The sequence below is a fragment of the Hallella bergensis DSM 17361 genome, from assembly GCF_000160535.1.
In the GTDB taxonomy this organism is placed as follows: Bacteria; Bacteroidota; Bacteroidia; order Bacteroidales; family Bacteroidaceae; genus Prevotella; species Prevotella bergensis.
In genome coordinates this window covers 285,331-301,395 of record NZ_GG704782.1, presented here as the reverse complement: position 1 = coordinate 301,395, position 16,065 = coordinate 285,331, and the positions used below count along the sequence as shown (strand labels likewise).

The following is a 16,065-nucleotide window of genomic DNA, read 5'->3' as shown; positions in this document are numbered from 1 at the left end:
GATTTCGTGGTTAGTAGACCAGCCGCACGTTATCTACCCATAATGTGTTGCCCACCGAACCGACATACGCACCACCATGGCTCGATGCAAACTGCAACATGAGATGCGTTGGCTTCTCGTTTGCCCCGGCCCATCCGGTCTCCCTGATCAGCACACTCTTGCCTTTGCTGTTGCGTGCGTAGTCAGCGTGGCGAAGTCCCATCGTTTTGGCATCATAGTGGGGGTTTTTACGTATATCGCCATACATAATCTCATACGTCGCATTGTTCACCCATCCACCGGTGCTCTTGCCGTATTTCACGACCATGGTACCCACACGTTTCGCAGTGATATTACCATTCTTGTCCTCAGTGCGCTTTTGCAAATAAAGCACAGCGGTGGCATAGTCTCGTCCACGTACAATCTGTTTGTCGCTGAATCCCGTCAATTTGATTCTGTTCGCCTTGCCAGCTGCCTGCATGCGGTAGTCATACCTCAGGGCTTTCGGCCTACCGGTGAAGCGTATGCCATTGTTGATGGCCTTCGGAGCATCCTTCATGTCGCCGATCGGCTCCTTCATGTCACCGAGGAACATTGAGCCGGCAGCCAGCACATCGACCTTCTTCAGTCCCATCATATTCACGCTCTCAACGTGCGTCGTTAGTTTGGCACACCATCCCTTGCCCCGTCGGTCCCGATAGACAGAGTTGCTGGCCTTCACCACACCCATCACTTTGGCCATCACGTTCGATGTCGCCCAGGGCGATCCCCCTCCGTTCACATAGGGTTTGTTTCCACTTATCGTTCGGTTGGGTCCTATCTCGTAGAGGGTTTTGGAATCTCCACCGATAACGCCCGACTCACTTACTTTGCGTATGGTCCAGCGGTTCATGTCTCCATAACGAATGGGGACTACCTTCCCTGCAACATTGGCGCTGACAGCTGCCATACATGCGATTATTGCTACTATAGAATTGAAAATATACCTCATAATGATAACAAATATATAAAACTTAATGATAACAAAGATATAAAAACCAAACCTAATATAAAAGTTTTTTAATGCTTTTTTTATTTTTTAGAGATACGTTATTACAGTTTCCTCCAGCTCTAATCCCAACATGGACAACGATGCCTCGGCGTATCTTCAAACCCATTGGGTAAGAGCGTGTTCCCGTATGACACACGCACTGATATGCTGCAGCGCATGCGGTCTGTTCGGGTGTAAACCCGATTCGGCTTCTTTCTCATCGTTTGGCGACCGTAATACACGCGTATCGCGGACGAAGTACACGTGTCTCGCGGTCGTCATCCACGTGCATTGCGGTCGAAAGACGCTCTCATAAAGCGATGGCGGACGTCGCCCTACCGTCTGCAGAAGGCGTGTGAAACAGGGCAAGGATACAGCAGGGAACTGCCGGCGTTGGGACATATCATTCCCGACGTTGCATCCTTGGCAAGAAACAGAACAGTCGACATCGATTCAAAACATAAACCTGCTGATTTCTTTGCGTTTTCACTATTTTACCTTAACTTTGTAAAATCATAAATCAATCGAGGAGATAGCCGGGGTAAGTCACGCCAGGACAAACAGTACGGCATTGGCAACTGCCTCTTTATCTTCCAACTGTTTTTAATATAATTCCCGTAAAATAATCCCAAAACATCATGGACAACTTCAAAAAGGCTTTTGCCAAACGGATGCTCGACATCAAGGCCATTAAGCTGCAACCCGACAACCCCTTTACATGGGCATCGGGCTGGCACTCCCCCATCTATTGTGACAACCGCAAGGCACTGTCGTATCCCGACCTGCGCAACTTTGTCAAGCAGGGACTTACCCATGCCATACTCGACCATTTTCCCGAGGCAACAGCTGTTGCCGGAGTGGCAACAGGAGCCATTGCCCAAGGCGCATTAGTGGCCGACCAGTTGGCTCTGCCCTTCTGCTACGTTCGCTCGAAACCCAAGGATCACGGCATGGGCAATCTCATTGAGGGCACCCTGCCCGAAGGGTCGAAGGTTGTGGTTGTGGAGGATCTGATTTCCACGGGCGGCAGCTCCCTGAAAGCTGTCGAAGCCCTGCGCCAAGCCGGCTTCGAGGTGGTGGGCATGGTGGCCAGCTTCACCTACGGTTTCCCCGTGGCGGCCCAAGCCTTTGAGGATGCCGGCGTGAAATTAGTGACCCTGTCAGACTATGAGCAACTCGTGGAGGTGGCACAGGAAATTGGCTATGTCAAGGACAGCGACATCGAGGCTCTGCACGTATGGCGCAAGAACCCGGCAGACTGGAAAAAATAACGGCCGCTCCTAGCTCCGACAAGGAGTGGGGACATCCGAAATACCGTCGCAGGTATTTCGGTGTCACGAAAAGGTAAAACACAAGAATATGACAACAATAGAAAGCACTATTCGCCAGATTGACTACCCACAGCAGTCTGTGTATGACATGCTGAGCGACCTCAGCAATATAGAAAAGGTGAAGAACATGATACCCGAGGGCAAGGTGGAAAATCTTGTTTTCGACACCGACAGCATCTCGATTTCCACCCCGATGGGTGCAGTGAAACTGGGTATCGTCGACCGCGAGGAACCCAAAATGATTAAGTTTGGTACGCAGGAAAGTCCTGTGCCCTTCAGTTTCTGGGTTCAGATCATGCCCGTGACCGAGGCCACGAGCAAGATGAAGCTCACCATCAAGGCCGAACTCAATTCCTTTATTGCCGGCATGGTGAAGAAACCGTTGCAGGAAGGCATAGAGAAGATTGCAGATGCCCTGCAGATGATTCGTTACGAATAGTCTCTAAGCACCTCCATACTCACGATCATTGCTTATGTCAAACAAACTTTGGGAAAAAAACTTTGAAGTCAACGCGGAAATCGAACGCTTCACTGTTGGCCGCGACCGGGAGATGGACCGCTATCTCGCCAAGTACGATGTGCTCGGCTCCATGGCACACATCACCATGCTCCAGAGCATCGGACTACTTGAGAAAGACGAGCTCACGCAACTCCTTGCAGCGTTGGGGAACATCTACAAGACATGCGAGGAGGGACAGTTTGTGATCGAAGAGGGTGTCGAGGACGTGCATTCGCAGGTGGAGCTGATGCTCACTCGCAAACTCGGCGACATGGGCAAGAAAATCCATTCGGGACGCTCGCGCAACGACCAGGTTCTCGTGGACCTAAGACTCTTCATCCGACAGCAGCTCATGGAAGTGGTTGAGGATGTGAACACTCTCTTTGACGAACTGATTCGGAAAAGCAACCACTACAAGGATGTGATGATACCGGGCTACACCCATCTGCAAATCGCCATGCCGTCGAGCTTCGGCTTGTGGTTTGGTGCTTACGCGGAGAGTCTCGTCGACGATATGCTTTTTCTTCAAGCCGCATATCGCATGACCAACCGAAACCCCTTGGGCTCGGCTGCCGGCTACGGTTCGTCGTTTCCGCTGAACAGATCCCTGACCACCGAGTTGCTGGGCTTCGACTCGATGGACTATAATGTGGTCTATGCACAGATGGGGCGTGGCAAAACCGAACGCAATGTAGCCTTCGCCATGGCCACAGTGGCCGGAACCCTGGCCAAGTTGGCCTTCGATGCCTGTCTGTTCAACTGCCAGAACTTTGGCTTCGTCAAGCTTCCCAAGGAGTGCACCACCGGCTCGAGCATCATGCCCCACAAGAAGAATCCCGACGTGTTCGAACTGATTCGAGCAAAAAGCAACAAGTTGCAGGCGCTGCCCCAACAGGTGATGCTCATCATGAACAACCTGCCCTCGGGCTATTTCCGCGACCTGCAAATCATTAAGGAAATTTTTCTCCCTGCATTTGACGAGCTGAAGGACTGCCTGCAGATGTGCGCTTATATCATCAACAGAATGGAAGTGGACGAGCACATTTTAGACAACCCGATCTACGACCCGATTTTCTCCGTAGAGGAGGTAAACAACCTCGCTGTAGCCGGCATGCCCTTCCGCGACGCTTACAAACGCGTGGGACTGGAGATCGAGGCAGGTACTTTCAAGGCCAACAAGGACATCCATCATACCCACGAAGGCTCCTTGGGCAATCTCTGCAACGATCAGATTCGAGCCTTGATGAAGAGGACACTTGGGGAGTTCAACTTCGAAAAAGTGCGCCGTGCCGAGAAGTCTCTGCTCAAACAGGCGATTCCTGACACCCCAAAAGCTTCATTATGAAAAGACTCTTCATCACGCTGATGGGTATCATCACCTTGTTTTCCGGTTGTGGAGACACCGAGGAACTATACAGCAGACACTTCTGTCGTTTCTTTTTCGACAATTCCATCCACAACGACCCCACCTTAGCCACGGCCATGACACCCAACTCGGGAGCCTTTGTCACCATCACGGCCTCGGGCAAACAGTTTGTGTTTACAAGCAACCAGGGGTTGGAAAGCAAAGCCAACATGACCGCCAAGGGTGAACGAATAGGCTATGTGCTGGGCATAAACAACGGCATCATCGTAGGCTATGGCACATCTGTGCCTCCCACCTTCTTGGCCTACGACCGCGAATGCCCCAACTGCTTCGATGTGAATGCCCTGCCCATGCGCAGTTACAAACTGTCGGTCGATGAGTTTGGAACAGCAACTTGTGCCCATTGCCACCGCCAGTACAACATGAACAATGGTGGCATAGTGAGCAAAGGCGATGCCGGCAAGAAGCTCACACGCTATTATGCCACGACGAGCGGTGCCTACGGAAGACTGTCTATTTAATAAGGTAAAGGCGATTATCTGCCCTCATGAAACAGGAACCATCGGCTCTACAATTATTAAATAGTGTAAATCTTTTGGCTTTCTAAGGATTTAACGATAACTTTGCAACGCATAATGCGGCAATAGCTCAGTTGGTAGAGCACGACCTTGCCAAGGTCGGGGTCGCGAGTTCGAGTCTCGTTTGCCGCTCTTCTTACAGAATTAACCGCGCCGCAATGGTGGAATTGGTAGACACGAGGGACTTAAAATCCCTTGGCCAGTAATGGCTGTACGGGTTCGAGTCCCGTTCGCGGCACTTTCTAAAAGCTTACAACATGCGTAAACATCTCATCTATTCTCTTTCTATTTTATCAATTTTATCACTCGCTTCTTGCTCAAAAATGGGACCGTTGTCGGCCGACAACTTTACCGTCACCCCCAACCCCCTCGAAACACAGGGTGGGCAGGTGCCTGCAACCATCAACGGAATATTCCCTGCCAAATACATGAAGACCAAGGCCGTGGTAACCATTACCCCGGAATTGCGATACGGCAACGGGCAGGTGGCCAAAGGGCAGAGCGCCACTTTTCAGGGTGAAAACGTCATGGGCAACGACCAGACCGTGTCGTACAAAATCGGTGGACGATACACCATGAAGACCTCTTTCGACTATGTACCCGAGATGCAGCAAAGCGAGATGTTCCTTACATTTAATGCCCGGTTGGGCAAGAAAAAGGTGAACGTGCCCGCCGTGAAAGTTGCCACGGGCGTTTTGTCCACCTCGGAACTGTACAAGCAGACGCTGATGAATGCAGGGGGCTGCATTGCACCGGACTCTTTCCAGCGTGTGAAGGCACAAATGACAGAGGCCAACATCAGGTTCCTCGTCAATCAGGCCAACATCCGACAAAGTGAATTGAAGAACAACTCTGTTCAGGAGTTTGTGCAGATGTTGCGCAACATCAACGCCGACCGCGAAAAGCTCAACCTGAGAAATGTTGAAGTGCGCGCCTATGCTTCTCCGGAAGGTGGCTACAGCTTCAACAACAAACTGGCTGGCAAGCGTCAGGACACCAGTGAGAAATATGTGAAGCAACAACTGCAAGCTGCAAAGCTGGGCAAGGCAAACATTGATGCCCACTACACCGCACAGGACTGGGACGGCTTCAAGCGCTTGGTGCAGGCCAGCAACATACAAGACAAGGATGTGATCTTGCGCGTTTTGGAAATGTATAAAGACCCGGAGGAGCGCGAACGCCAGATTCGTAACATGAGCGCAGGCTTCCGCGAACTGGCCGACGGCATTCTGCCCGAACTGCGCCGCAGCCGCCTCATTATCAACTATGAGACCATCGGGCGCTCTGACGAACAAATCAAGCAGCAGTATGCCAGCGATCCCGCCCGCCTCAGCCCAGACGAGTTGCTCTATGCAGCAACACTGGAATCCGGAACGGCTAACAAGGAAGCTATCTACAAGAAGACAGCAGAGATCTATGACAAGGACTACCGCGCCTTTAACAACCTGGCTACACTGGCCTTCAACGAGGGTAACGAAGTTCTCGCCAAAGAATATATCCAAAAGGCTTTCAGCAAGAATCCCAAGGCTCCGGAAGCCAATGCCAACTTGGCTCTGATAGCCCTGAAGCACGGTAATCTGAAGGAAGCAGAATCGAATCTGGCCAATGCCATCGATGCCAACGGCTTCGGAGAAGTGCTGGGCAACCTGAATATCGCCAAGGGAAATTATGCCACCGCAGTGCAAAACTTTGGTGACTCCAACTCCAACAGTGCTGCCCTGGCTCAGATTCTCAACAAAGACTACGCTGCAGCCGTGGCAACACTCAAGGCCATCAAGAAGGGTGACGCAATGACCGACTACCTCATGGCCGTGGTGCTCAACCGCCAAGGCAACATCGCCACAGCCAAGGACTATCTGCAAAAGGCAATCGCTGCAGACCCGAGATTGGCCGCATACGCTGCGAAAGATTTGGAATTTTCAAACCAAAGGTAAACAACCTGTTTGCCGAGTCATCATAAAGCCTTTTGCCAATCAGGCAAAAGGCTTTTCAAATATCATACAGATGCACAAGCAACTCCTTTTCTCCCTGGTCACGATGCTGTCGCTTGTATCTTGCGGAGTAGACAGCAAGCACTTCAAAATGGAAGGGCGAATCCTCAATATGAACCAAGGAGAGTTCTATGTCTACGACGATCAGGGTTTCATTTCGGGTATCGACACCATCAAGATTGAGGGCGGACGATTTGTCTATGAAATGGAATGTGAGCGACCTACGACGGTGATGCTTGTATTTCCCAACTTCTCCGAACAGCCCATTTTTGCTGAATCACACGAATCCGTGACAATCAAGGGTGATGCCTCACACCTGAAAGTGTTGAGCGTGAAAGGCACCAAGACCAACGAGCGGATGACCGAATTTCGCCAACAGATATCGAATGCCTCTCCCCCGGAAATCAAAAAACACGCAAGTCAGTTGATAGAAGACCACCCGGAATCCCCGATTGCTCCCTATCTGCTTAAGAAATACTTTGTCAATACAGCCAAGCCGGATTTCAGGGAAGCGAGTCGACTTGCCAAAATCATCATGGAGAAACAGCCCGGGAACCTACGGTTGGCACGCCAATCCCAAATGATAGAAAACTTGAACAAGGCTAAGGTAGGCTCTCCCCTACCCACCTTTACGGCCTATGACCTCAGAGGAAGGCTTGTCTCCTCATCCGATTTGTCGAACGGACTGGCTGTTATCTGTGCTTGGGCATCGTGGAGTTATGAGAGCACCAGCCAGTTGAGATCGATTCAAAGAATCCAGAAAAAGTCGAAAGGACGGCTCAAGGCTGTGTCCATCTCGGTAGATGCCAGCCGCAAGGATTGCAAGGACGTGATCGACCGAGACAGCATCGCCTGGCCGAATGTCTGCGACGGAAAGTTGTTTGAAAGCAAAACGCTACTGCAATTAGGTATGACAAGCATTCCTGATAACATACTCATCAAGAACGGGAAGATAATAGCCCGAGGACTTTCCACTTCCGATTTGGAAGACACCATTGAGAAAAACCTTTAGCACAAACACCGACTCCTATACCGAAAACAATCTTTTATGCTCATCAAGACATACTCTGCTGCCGTCAACGGCCTTGAAGTGACACCCGTAACCATTGAAGTAAGCATTACGAAAGGAATTGTATACCATCTGACCGGGCTTGGTGACGAGGCTGTCAAGGAGGGTCGTGACCGTATTGCCGCTGCCTTGATGCATAACAATTTCCACTTCCCCAGAGCCGACATCACCGTCAACATGGCTCCGGCTGACCTGAAAAAGGAAGGCAGCAGCTTCGACTTGCCATTGGCGATCGGCATTCTTGCCGCCGACGGACAGATTGTTACGCCCACCCTCAACCAATACATGATGGTGGGAGAGCTGAGCCTCGACGGCAACCTGCAACCGGCAAAAGGCGTTCTGCCCATTGCCATCAAAGCGCGGGCAGAGCATTATAAGGGACTCATCGTACCGAAAGAGAATGTGCGCGAAGCCGCCATTGTGAATAATCTCGAGGTCTATGGCATGGATAGCATGATGGACGTGATCAAGTTTCTCTCGGGCGAGGCAAGCTATGAGCCGACTGTAATCGACACCCGGAAGGAGTTCTACGACCAGCAATACAATTTCGACCTCGACTTTGCCGATGTTCGTGGTCAGGAAAACGTGAAGCGCGCACTTGAAGTAGCCGCTGCTGGCGGACACAATCTCATCATGATAGGCCCTCCCGGCAGCGGCAAATCGATGATGGCCAAGCGCCTCCCCTCCATTCTTCCGCCGCTCACCCTGTCGGAGAGTTTAGAGACCACACAGATACATTCCGTAGCCGGGCTACTGGCCAAGCAATCATCACTCATATCCCAGCGCCCTTTCCGATCGCCCCACCACACCATTTCGGAAGTGGCTCTCGTTGGCGGAGGCACCAACCCGATGCCCGGAGAGATCAGTCAGGCACACAATGGCGTGCTCTTCTGCGACGAGTTACCGGAGTTCAACAAGCATACGCTCGAGGTACTTCGCCAACCGCTCGAAGACAGGGTTATCACCATCAGCCGAGCCAAATACACCGTGACTTTCCCCTGTAGCTTCATGTTTGTAGCCAGCATGAACCCTTGTCCATGCGGTTATTATGGCGATCCCACCCACCATTGCGTCTGCACCCCGGGGCAAATCCAGAAATATCTCAATAAGATCAGCGGTCCCTTGCTCGACCGTATCGACATTCAATGTGAAATATCGCCCCTCCCCTTCAAAGACATCAGCAAGGCGTCACCCGGCGAACCCAGTGCCAAGATCCGTGAACGTGTCATTGCCGCTCGTGCCCTACAGACCAAACGATTTGAACAACACCCCAAAGTCCACTGCAATGCACAGATGACTGAGCGCATGATTCACCGCTACGCCGAACCCGATGCGCAAGGTCTCGAATTGCTCCGCGTGGCGATGGAGCGGCTCTCGCTGTCCGCCCGCGCCTATACGCGAATCCTGAAGGTTGCCCGAACCATTGCCGACCTTGCCGGTTCCGAGCGTGTCACGTCCGCCCATTTGGGTGAGGCCATAGGCTATCGAAACCTCGACCGCGGCGATTGGGCAGAGAGATGATACTCCATCTTTTGACCATCCGACTCACGGATGGGGCCTACAGCCTTTAGGACAACAATGCCTTGAGGGTTCGTTGTAGCCTTCTTTTAGCCTTGGCCCATTTGGAATTGGTGCGCGCATAGTAACGTTCGTACGCCTTCCGGGCCTCTAAGTTTTCCACAACGGGACTGATTGGGCGAACCTCAATGGGGTTCATGCTCAGCGCCGAGCGGTAGGGGTCCAGCGAAACCGAGTTGGTTCCCGACCCATCGAGTCCCTCATTCGAGACCAAAGAGCGGCCAACGTTCAGCGAGAGCACATCGGCCAGGAACAACGACGCGTTCCAACGGATAGCCCATGAATTGTTTTTCCCCTCAATTTGCTGCCGCAACATGCGGGTGAAACCGTATTTGCCGTTGAAGTCGAACTGCTTGGTGAGACGACGTTCACGCAGTTGGTCGAGCAACTCTTGCCCATTGGGGTTGAACAATTCCCAAGCTCTTTGCCAGGTAGCCCAGCCCCAACTGCCCGTCCACTTAATCAAAAAAGTGTCTGGCAACGTAGGCGACTGTATGAAGTCGCATGCCTGAATATGCCCCACCCGAGGCTCATCCTTGTAGACTTCCAGTGCATCGTTCATAAAGCGGAGGAAGTAGGGCGACACCACCAGGTCGTCTTCCAGTACAATGACGCGTCCATACCGATTGACAATACTGGTTACTCCTTCGATGATGCTGCGCGCCAACCCAAAGTTTTCGTTTCGCTCAACAACACTCACGCTTCTGAAACCCTGAATGTCGGCTATCTCCTCCCTCACCATTTCCACAGCTGCGGCACCCTCCGCAGACCTGGCAGCATCTGAAAAAACATAGAGGTCGGAAGCCGCTGCCTCCCTGTTCTGCAATAGGGAGCCGAGGGCTCGTTTCACATGCTGCGGACGATTGTAGACAAACAAGAGTATGGGGGCAAGGTCTTTCATAAATAAGAATTTAAATCAACGTGTTTCGACATTCGCCGTGTGCGCACCACTTCATGGGTCTTGCATAGCAGTCGGCCGGCCATGGAAAGATAGGCCGTGGCATCATTCCACTTTGCTCGTATCACGGATAATGCTGTTTTCTTGAAAACGGCCAGCACACCCATGGCGCAAGCCTTGCCCAAACCATAGTTGATATTGGCATATTCCGTCAGATGATATACATATTCGGAATGCAGGATTCGTTTTCGGGTCTCCTCCCTCGCCTCTCGTCCGTGGCACCCAAAAGCCGCGGGCAGGTAGCCAATCTTCCATCCATGATACCTCATGCGATTGACCAAGTCCTTGTCTTCGCCATAATGATAGAATAGTGGAGCGAAAAATCCCACATCCTTCAAGACCTTCAGGGGTACGTACCAAATTGCCGCGTTAATAAAATCCACCTCCACAACTTCCTCAGAAGGAAGATGCGCAAGGTTCGTCAGTCCGCTGTACACTGCAAAACCATGTTCTATTCCCTGCCTGTTTCCCATCAGGTGAATGGGCGACAAGATGCCAAACTCCGGGTGTCGCTCGGCTGCGTCAACAAGCTTTGTCAGGGCATCATGGTCTATCCAGGCATCCTGATTGAGCAGCAACACCCCCTCGTAGCCTTCCTTCACGGCATAGTCCATACCCTTGTTGTTGGCCCTGCCAAAGCCAAAGTTGTCCCTGTTCTCCACAATCCTCACCTCGGGATAGCGTGCCTTGAGCACACTCACCGTGTCGTCTTGCGAGTTATTGTCTATCACCATGACATCCACCGGCTTGTCCAACTTGCGCAACGACCCGAGGCAGCGATCCATCCAGGGCACGAAGTTATACGAAACAATAATGACGAGTATCTTCATGGTTTAGTGATGTTTCAGTTTTGACCATACGAAGTTCTGGCATTCTTCCAATATTTTCACCCGCGCAACCTTCATCACGGCATAATAAAGCACCACGGCCATGACGATTCTACTCAGCAACAACGCCCATAGGTTATCAATTCCCGACGTTGCCCAATACGTTGTGCCCATCACCCCGGCTGCTGCCAAGGCAAAGGGGAGGGTGTCTTTGAGGAAGGATAAGAGGCGGTAACCGGTGAGACGCCAGGTGAAATAATGCCAAACAAATATCCAAACCACATTCAGCACAGCATATACAATCACCATGTTCCTGATGCCATAAGGCCAGATGAGGAGCATGGTAACGATTTGCAACAGCCCAAATACGAGTGTGCACCAGAAGAATATACCCGATTTCCCCTTGGTCAGTATCATGTTGGTGAGCAATGTGTAGATGGGCATTGTGATGCCGGCAAAGCTCAATATCTGAATATAACCGGCACTAACGAGCCACTTTTCGCCTATGGCCAGCACAATGAACTCCTTGGCCACCATGCCAAAGCCCCATATCAGGGGAAACGAGATAAAGGCGTCGAACCGCATCATCTTTCGAAACACGAGCAATTGCCGTTCCCGCTCGTCCTTGAGATTCACCAAAACGGGCTGTGCCACTTGGCTCACCATACTCTGTACTAAGTAATAACACTTCGACGTCCATTGGTAAGCCTGATTGTAGTTACCGGTGTCGTGGGGCGAGAAATAGTGGCCCAGCAGGATGTTGAGCACGTTGTTGTTGACATGATTGGTGATGGTTGTTGCCAATATCTTGAACGAGAACCTGAACATCCGCCTGACCGGGGCAAACGTGATGTGATGAACATTGGGACGCCAGGGGGAATAGTGCCATGCAAAACAGGTGTTCAGCAAGATATACAAGTTGCTCTGCGTGGCCAATGCCCAATAGCGTGCACCATAGTATGCCATCATCACGCCCACCGTACTCGACACCAGCACCGAGGCTATGGCACCCTTGGCTTGTTGCCTGGCCTTGAGATTTTTAAAGAGATAGGCGTTTTGCGCCGTGCCAAATGAGGCAAACACAAAACCCAGAAAGGCATAGCGGGCGAGTGGGACGATGGCTTCGGTGTGATAGTAGGAACCGATCAGCGGAGCACAACAAAAGAGAAGGATATAGAGGGAGACCCCCATAATGATATTAAACCAGAACACTGAGTTGTAGTCCTCGTCCCTCGGCTCCTTGATGTTGGTCAGCGCCACCGTGAATCCACTGTTTTGCAGGGCGTTGGCTATGAGCGAGAAAATGAGAATCATGGCCATCATGCCATAGTCGGACGGAACCAGCAATCGGCCGAGGATAATGCCGAAGACCAGTCCTATGAGCTGTTGCATGCCATTGTTCAGGCCTCCCCAAAACAGCCCCCTTGCAGTTTTCTCCTTCAGTGTTTCAGCCATAACAGTTGCAAAAATACCACTATTTGTTTGATCACCAAAATAATATAATTATTTTTGCCAACGAATCCAGACTGTCCCGCACCCCACCATGCCAAAACTTATTTTCCCCTTTAGTGGCAATTTTCCACTCATTGTGGCGTTATAGCAATGACAACAATAACCCAAATCAATATTGACATGTCCCTCAAACTCAACTTTCTCAAGACGCTGCTGCTCGCAGCATTACTTGCAACGCCCATGGTCGGACTGGCAGGAAACAAGATGTCGGCCTATCTCTTTGCCTATTTCACAGGCAATGCACCCGAAAAGGAGCAGATACACTTTGCCTATAGTCACAACGGATTTGACTTCACACCGTTGAACAATGGCAAACACATCATTGCATCAGACTCGATCGCCCTCATGAAGGGAGTGCGCGACCCACATATCCTTCGTGGCCACGATGGCTATTTCTATATGGTGGTGACCGACATGCGCAGCTCTTTGGGCTGGGCCAGCAACCGCGGCATCGTGCTGATGCGGTCAAAAGACTTGGTGAACTGGACCCACCACACCGTGAACTTCCCCACCAAATTTGCCGGGACCAACCTCGCCAATGTGACCCGCGTGTGGGCACCACAGACTATCTACGACGAGAAGGCAGGCAAATACCTCGTTTACTTCTCGCTGCTCACCAACGACGGCACCATACCCTACGACCGCGTGTACTGCGCATACGCCAACAAGGACTTCACCGACTTGGAGGAAACCCCAAGAATTTTCTTCGACTATGGGCAGGCAGCCATCGACACAGACATCGCGCAGGACAACAACGGCACCTACCACATCTTCTTCAAGACCGAGGGGGCAAAACAGAAAGGACTCAAACAGTATGTGGCGCGCGACCTCAGCAACTGGCACTCGTGGAAGATGGTCGGCGGCTACTGCCAAGACACCAACCACGCCGTGGAAGGTTCTGGCGTGTTCCAACTCCTGAACGGTGGGTGGTGCCTGATGTACGATTGCTACATGGCCGGATTCTACCAGTTCTGCAAAAGCGACGACCTGCTGTTCTTCAAGGCGGTGAAAAACACCGAACCGCAAGGAGCCTTCACACCCCGTCACGGCACAATCATCCAGATTACCAACAAGGAACTGAAGCGACTGCTGAAGGCCTTCCCCAACACAAGTAAATAACCGGCAGGGCTTTTCATTCGCCTCAAGAATGGAAAGCCAAGCGCATCAGGCCAATTCCTGTTCACACCCCTTTACTAAACTTACGATTTAACAGCTGAAAACATGGAACAAAAAATCACGATCCGCTGCAAGAACAACGGGCAGTCCATCAAGGTTCCCGTTGGCACGACCCTTTCTGAAACCTTCAGACACCTTGACCTCAACATGAAATACGGACCTATCTGCGCCAGGGTCAACAACAAGGTCGAGGGAATGCACTACAGGGTGTACCACAACAAGGATGTAGAATACCTTGACATGACATCCGGCTCAGGCTCGCGCAACTACACCCGCTCGCTCTTCTTCGTGCTCTGCAAAGCCGTGCACGACCTTTATTCGGGCACAGACCTGTCCATCGACATACCCGTGAGCAACGGCTATTACGTCAACCTGCAAATCGGTCGACCCATCGAGCAGGAAGACGTGGACAACATCCGCAAGCGCATGCAGGAGATCATCGATGCCAAACTGCCCATCACGCGCTATCATGTCCCCACCGAGGATGCCATTCGCATGTTCGAGGAGAAGGGCGACGAGGCCAAAGTGAAGTTGCTCAAGAGCATTGGCACGATATACACCACCTATTATAAGATAGACGACTACGTGGATTATTACTACGGTTCGTTGCTCACCAATACCTCCAAGCTCTATCTCTTCGGACTGGAGAAATATTTCGACGGATTGCTGCTGCGCATCCCCGACCTGCGCAATCCCGGCGTGCTGCCTGAGATGACACGCCAGGAAAAGATGTTCGAAATATTCCAGGAACACCACCATTGGCAGAGCATCATGGGCATGAGAACGGTCGGCGACTTCAACGAGTTTGTGCAAAACGGGCGTGCCACCAACCTCATCAATGTGTCGGAAGCCCTGCAGGAAAAGAAAATTGCAAAGATTGCCGAGCAGATTGCCGCGCGTAAGAATGTGAAGCTGATTCTCTTGGCCGGTCCTTCTTCCTCAGGAAAGACCACCACCTGCAAGCGGCTCAGCATCCAGTTGCTCACCAACGGCATACGCCCACTGCAGATTTCGCTCGACGACTACTTCGTGAACCGCGATGAAACCCCCAGGGATGCCATCGGCGACTACGACTATGAGAGTCTCTATGCCCTCAACCTCGACCTCATCAACGAGCAGTTCAACGCTCTATTCCGGGGCGAGGAGGTGGAACTGCCCAAGTATAATTTCCAAACAGGAAAGAGCGAGCGTAGTGGTAAGAAACTGCACATGGACGAGCACAACGTCCTCATTGTGGAAGGCATTCATGCCCTCAATCCGGAGCTGACCTCCCATATTCCTGAGGAGCAGAAGTTCCGCGTGTATGTATCGGCCCTCACCACCATCTTGCTCGACGACCACAACTACATTCCCACCTCCGACAACCGCTTGTTGCGCCGCATTATCCGCGACAACAAGTACCGCGGGGTGAGCGCACAGGAAACCATACGGCGATGGCCGTCCGTGCGCGCCGGTGAGCGCAAGTGGATCTTCCCGTATCAGGAAGAAGCCGACGCCATGCTCAATTCGGCCATGCTTTTCGAGTTGGCCGTTATTCGTCAGCAGGCTGAGCCCCTGCTCGAACTGGTACCCCAAAACACGGAGGAGCATGCCGAGGCTTACCGGTTGAAGAAATTCCTGCAATACATCCACCCCATCCCCAATCTCGACATCCCGCCCACCAGTCTGCTGCGCGAGTTCCTCGGCGGCAGCTCGTTCAAGTATTAAGCACTGGGGCTCTCATTTCGCACACAGCCGGCAAACCGCAACTCGACGGATTTTGCCGGCTGTTTTGGTTATGCATCGGCCTCGAGAAGTTCCTGAGGACACGCGAAAAAGGCAAAGTCGGCAGCGTCTACCGTCCGACAGACGATCGTCTCTCGAACGACAGACAGGTGGATGGCGGACGAAAGACAATCGTTGCGCGGACGCCATACACCGCCGAAACAACCCAAAGATTAACATACGTCCTCCGCAATTTTTTGGTTTCGGGCTATCTGGCTGAGAAGGAATAGGTTACCGTTTGGATGGATGCGGATAGGTAACGATTTAGAAATGAGCAGAGTGCTTTGAAGTACATCGTTTTGGATAGCCAAAGAACGCTCACTATTATCACTTGCAAAGATAGTGATTCGTGGGAGAAAGTGAGCGTTCATGCGTGATTTTCTTCTTAAAAGTTTAGTCGAAGCCCG

General features: G+C 51.7%; 14 protein-coding genes and 2 tRNA genes. 11 read left to right on the top strand and 5 right to left on the bottom strand.

Going from position 1 to position 16,065, the window contains the following annotated elements; genetic code table 11:
- Window positions 1–10: 10 nt before the first annotated feature.
- Window positions 11–970, bottom strand: a complete 960-nt coding sequence (locus HMPREF0645_RS09640) for a PCMD domain-containing protein (RefSeq protein ID WP_007174797.1) — start codon at window positions 968–970, stop codon at window positions 11–13.
- Window positions 971–1,647: 677 nt separating this feature from the next.
- Here HMPREF0645_RS09640 and pyrE point away from each other — a divergent pair.
- The 9 genes from pyrE (at window position 1,648) to HMPREF0645_RS09595 (ending at window position 9,364) form a co-directional block, all read left to right on the top strand.
- The gene (gene pyrE / locus HMPREF0645_RS09635; RefSeq protein ID WP_007174795.1) at window positions 1,648–2,280 is read left to right on the top strand and encodes an orotate phosphoribosyltransferase; all 633 of its coding nucleotides are present in this window, start codon (window positions 1,648–1,650) and stop codon (window positions 2,278–2,280) included.
- Between the two features lie 88 nt (window positions 2,281–2,368).
- Window positions 2,369–2,779 (top strand): hypothetical protein, encoded by a 411-nt coding sequence (locus HMPREF0645_RS09630; protein ID WP_007174794.1) that lies wholly within the window; start codon window positions 2,369–2,371, stop codon window positions 2,777–2,779.
- Between the two features lie 34 nt (window positions 2,780–2,813).
- Complete coding sequence (gene argH, locus HMPREF0645_RS09625; RefSeq protein ID WP_007174793.1) at window positions 2,814–4,184, top strand: argininosuccinate lyase; 1,371 nt, start codon at window positions 2,814–2,816, stop codon at window positions 4,182–4,184.
- A complete protein-coding gene (locus tag HMPREF0645_RS09620; protein ID WP_007174792.1) occupies window positions 4,181–4,726 on the top strand; it encodes a hypothetical protein in 546 nt (181 codons plus the stop codon). The genes argH and HMPREF0645_RS09620 overlap by 4 nt, the downstream gene beginning before the upstream one ends.
- A gap of 116 nt (window positions 4,727–4,842) precedes the next feature.
- Window positions 4,843–4,915: transfer RNA gene (locus tag HMPREF0645_RS09615), tRNA-Gly, on the top strand.
- A gap of 20 nt (window positions 4,916–4,935) precedes the next feature.
- Window positions 4,936–5,021: transfer RNA gene (locus HMPREF0645_RS09610), tRNA-Leu, on the top strand.
- 19 nt (window positions 5,022–5,040) lie between these two features.
- Window positions 5,041–6,717 (top strand): tetratricopeptide repeat protein, encoded by a 1,677-nt coding sequence (locus tag HMPREF0645_RS09605; RefSeq protein WP_044123500.1) that lies wholly within the window; start codon window positions 5,041–5,043, stop codon window positions 6,715–6,717.
- A gap of 70 nt (window positions 6,718–6,787) precedes the next feature.
- On the top strand, window positions 6,788–7,786 hold the full coding sequence (locus HMPREF0645_RS09600; RefSeq protein WP_007174790.1) for a DUF4369 domain-containing protein: 999 nt from the start codon (window positions 6,788–6,790) through the stop codon (window positions 7,784–7,786).
- Between the two features lie 36 nt (window positions 7,787–7,822).
- Window positions 7,823–9,364: a YifB family Mg chelatase-like AAA ATPase gene (locus HMPREF0645_RS09595; protein ID WP_007174789.1), complete on the top strand. Its 1,542-nt coding sequence runs from the start codon at window positions 7,823–7,825 to the stop codon at window positions 9,362–9,364.
- Between the two features lie 46 nt (window positions 9,365–9,410).
- Here the strand turns inward: HMPREF0645_RS09595 and HMPREF0645_RS09590 are convergent, their stop codons facing one another.
- From HMPREF0645_RS09590 to HMPREF0645_RS09580, 3 genes are read right to left on the bottom strand one after another with little or no spacing between them, the layout of a single operon-like run.
- Window positions 9,411–10,322 carry a glycosyltransferase gene (locus tag HMPREF0645_RS09590; RefSeq protein WP_007174788.1) on the bottom strand — a complete coding sequence of 304 codons (912 nt, stop codon included), beginning with the start codon at window positions 10,320–10,322 and terminating at the stop codon, window positions 9,411–9,413.
- Complete coding sequence (locus HMPREF0645_RS09585; RefSeq protein WP_007174787.1) at window positions 10,319–11,209, bottom strand: glycosyltransferase family 2 protein; 891 nt, start codon at window positions 11,207–11,209, stop codon at window positions 10,319–10,321. The genes HMPREF0645_RS09590 and HMPREF0645_RS09585 overlap by 4 nt, the downstream gene beginning before the upstream one ends.
- 3 nt (window positions 11,210–11,212) lie before the next feature.
- On the bottom strand, window positions 11,213–12,661 hold the full coding sequence (locus tag HMPREF0645_RS09580) for a lipopolysaccharide biosynthesis protein (RefSeq protein WP_007174786.1): 1,449 nt from the start codon (window positions 12,659–12,661) through the stop codon (window positions 11,213–11,215).
- Window positions 12,662–12,808: 147 nt separating this feature from the next.
- On the opposite strand from HMPREF0645_RS09580, the gene HMPREF0645_RS09575 reads away from it, so the two are divergent.
- Window positions 12,809–13,837: a glycoside hydrolase family 43 protein gene (locus tag HMPREF0645_RS09575; RefSeq protein ID WP_007174785.1), complete on the top strand. Its 1,029-nt coding sequence runs from the start codon at window positions 12,809–12,811 to the stop codon at window positions 13,835–13,837.
- 102 nt (window positions 13,838–13,939) lie between these two features.
- Complete coding sequence (locus tag HMPREF0645_RS09570; protein ID WP_007174784.1) at window positions 13,940–15,601, top strand: nucleoside kinase; 1,662 nt, start codon at window positions 13,940–13,942, stop codon at window positions 15,599–15,601.
- Window positions 15,602–15,831: 230 nt separating this feature from the next.
- On the opposite strand, the gene HMPREF0645_RS13980 is transcribed toward HMPREF0645_RS09570, so the two are convergent.
- On the bottom strand, window positions 15,832–16,065 hold a 234-nt coding region (locus tag HMPREF0645_RS13980; protein ID WP_211205380.1), incomplete at its 5' end, for a hypothetical protein.

What these genes read in the sequence shown, in the direction of transcription:
- HMPREF0645_RS09590 (WP_007174788.1), bottom strand. Translation starts at nt 10,322, where the DNA reads ATGAAAGACCTTGCCCCCATACTCTTGTTTGTCTACAATCGTCCGCAG.
- HMPREF0645_RS09620 (WP_007174792.1), top strand. Translation starts at nt 4,181, where the DNA reads ATGAAAAGACTCTTCATCACGCTGATGGGTATCATCACCTTGTTTTCC.
- HMPREF0645_RS09630 (WP_007174794.1), top strand. Translation starts at nt 2,369, where the DNA reads ATGACAACAATAGAAAGCACTATTCGCCAGATTGACTACCCACAGCAG.
- HMPREF0645_RS09570 (WP_007174784.1), top strand. Translation starts at nt 13,940, where the DNA reads ATGGAACAAAAAATCACGATCCGCTGCAAGAACAACGGGCAGTCCATC.
- HMPREF0645_RS09580 (WP_007174786.1), bottom strand. Translation starts at nt 12,661, where the DNA reads ATGGCTGAAACACTGAAGGAGAAAACTGCAAGGGGGCTGTTTTGGGGA.
- HMPREF0645_RS09600 (WP_007174790.1), top strand. Translation starts at nt 6,788, where the DNA reads ATGCACAAGCAACTCCTTTTCTCCCTGGTCACGATGCTGTCGCTTGTA.
- HMPREF0645_RS09585 (WP_007174787.1), bottom strand. Translation starts at nt 11,209, where the DNA reads ATGAAGATACTCGTCATTATTGTTTCGTATAACTTCGTGCCCTGGATG.
- HMPREF0645_RS09595 (WP_007174789.1), top strand. Translation starts at nt 7,823, where the DNA reads ATGCTCATCAAGACATACTCTGCTGCCGTCAACGGCCTTGAAGTGACA.
- pyrE (WP_007174795.1), top strand. Translation starts at nt 1,648, where the DNA reads ATGGACAACTTCAAAAAGGCTTTTGCCAAACGGATGCTCGACATCAAG.
- HMPREF0645_RS09575 (WP_007174785.1), top strand. Translation starts at nt 12,809, where the DNA reads ATGACAACAATAACCCAAATCAATATTGACATGTCCCTCAAACTCAAC.
- HMPREF0645_RS09605 (WP_044123500.1), top strand. Translation starts at nt 5,041, where the DNA reads ATGCGTAAACATCTCATCTATTCTCTTTCTATTTTATCAATTTTATCA.
- HMPREF0645_RS09640 (WP_007174797.1), bottom strand. Translation starts at nt 970, where the DNA reads ATGAGGTATATTTTCAATTCTATAGTAGCAATAATCGCATGTATGGCA.
- argH (WP_007174793.1), top strand. Translation starts at nt 2,814, where the DNA reads ATGTCAAACAAACTTTGGGAAAAAAACTTTGAAGTCAACGCGGAAATC.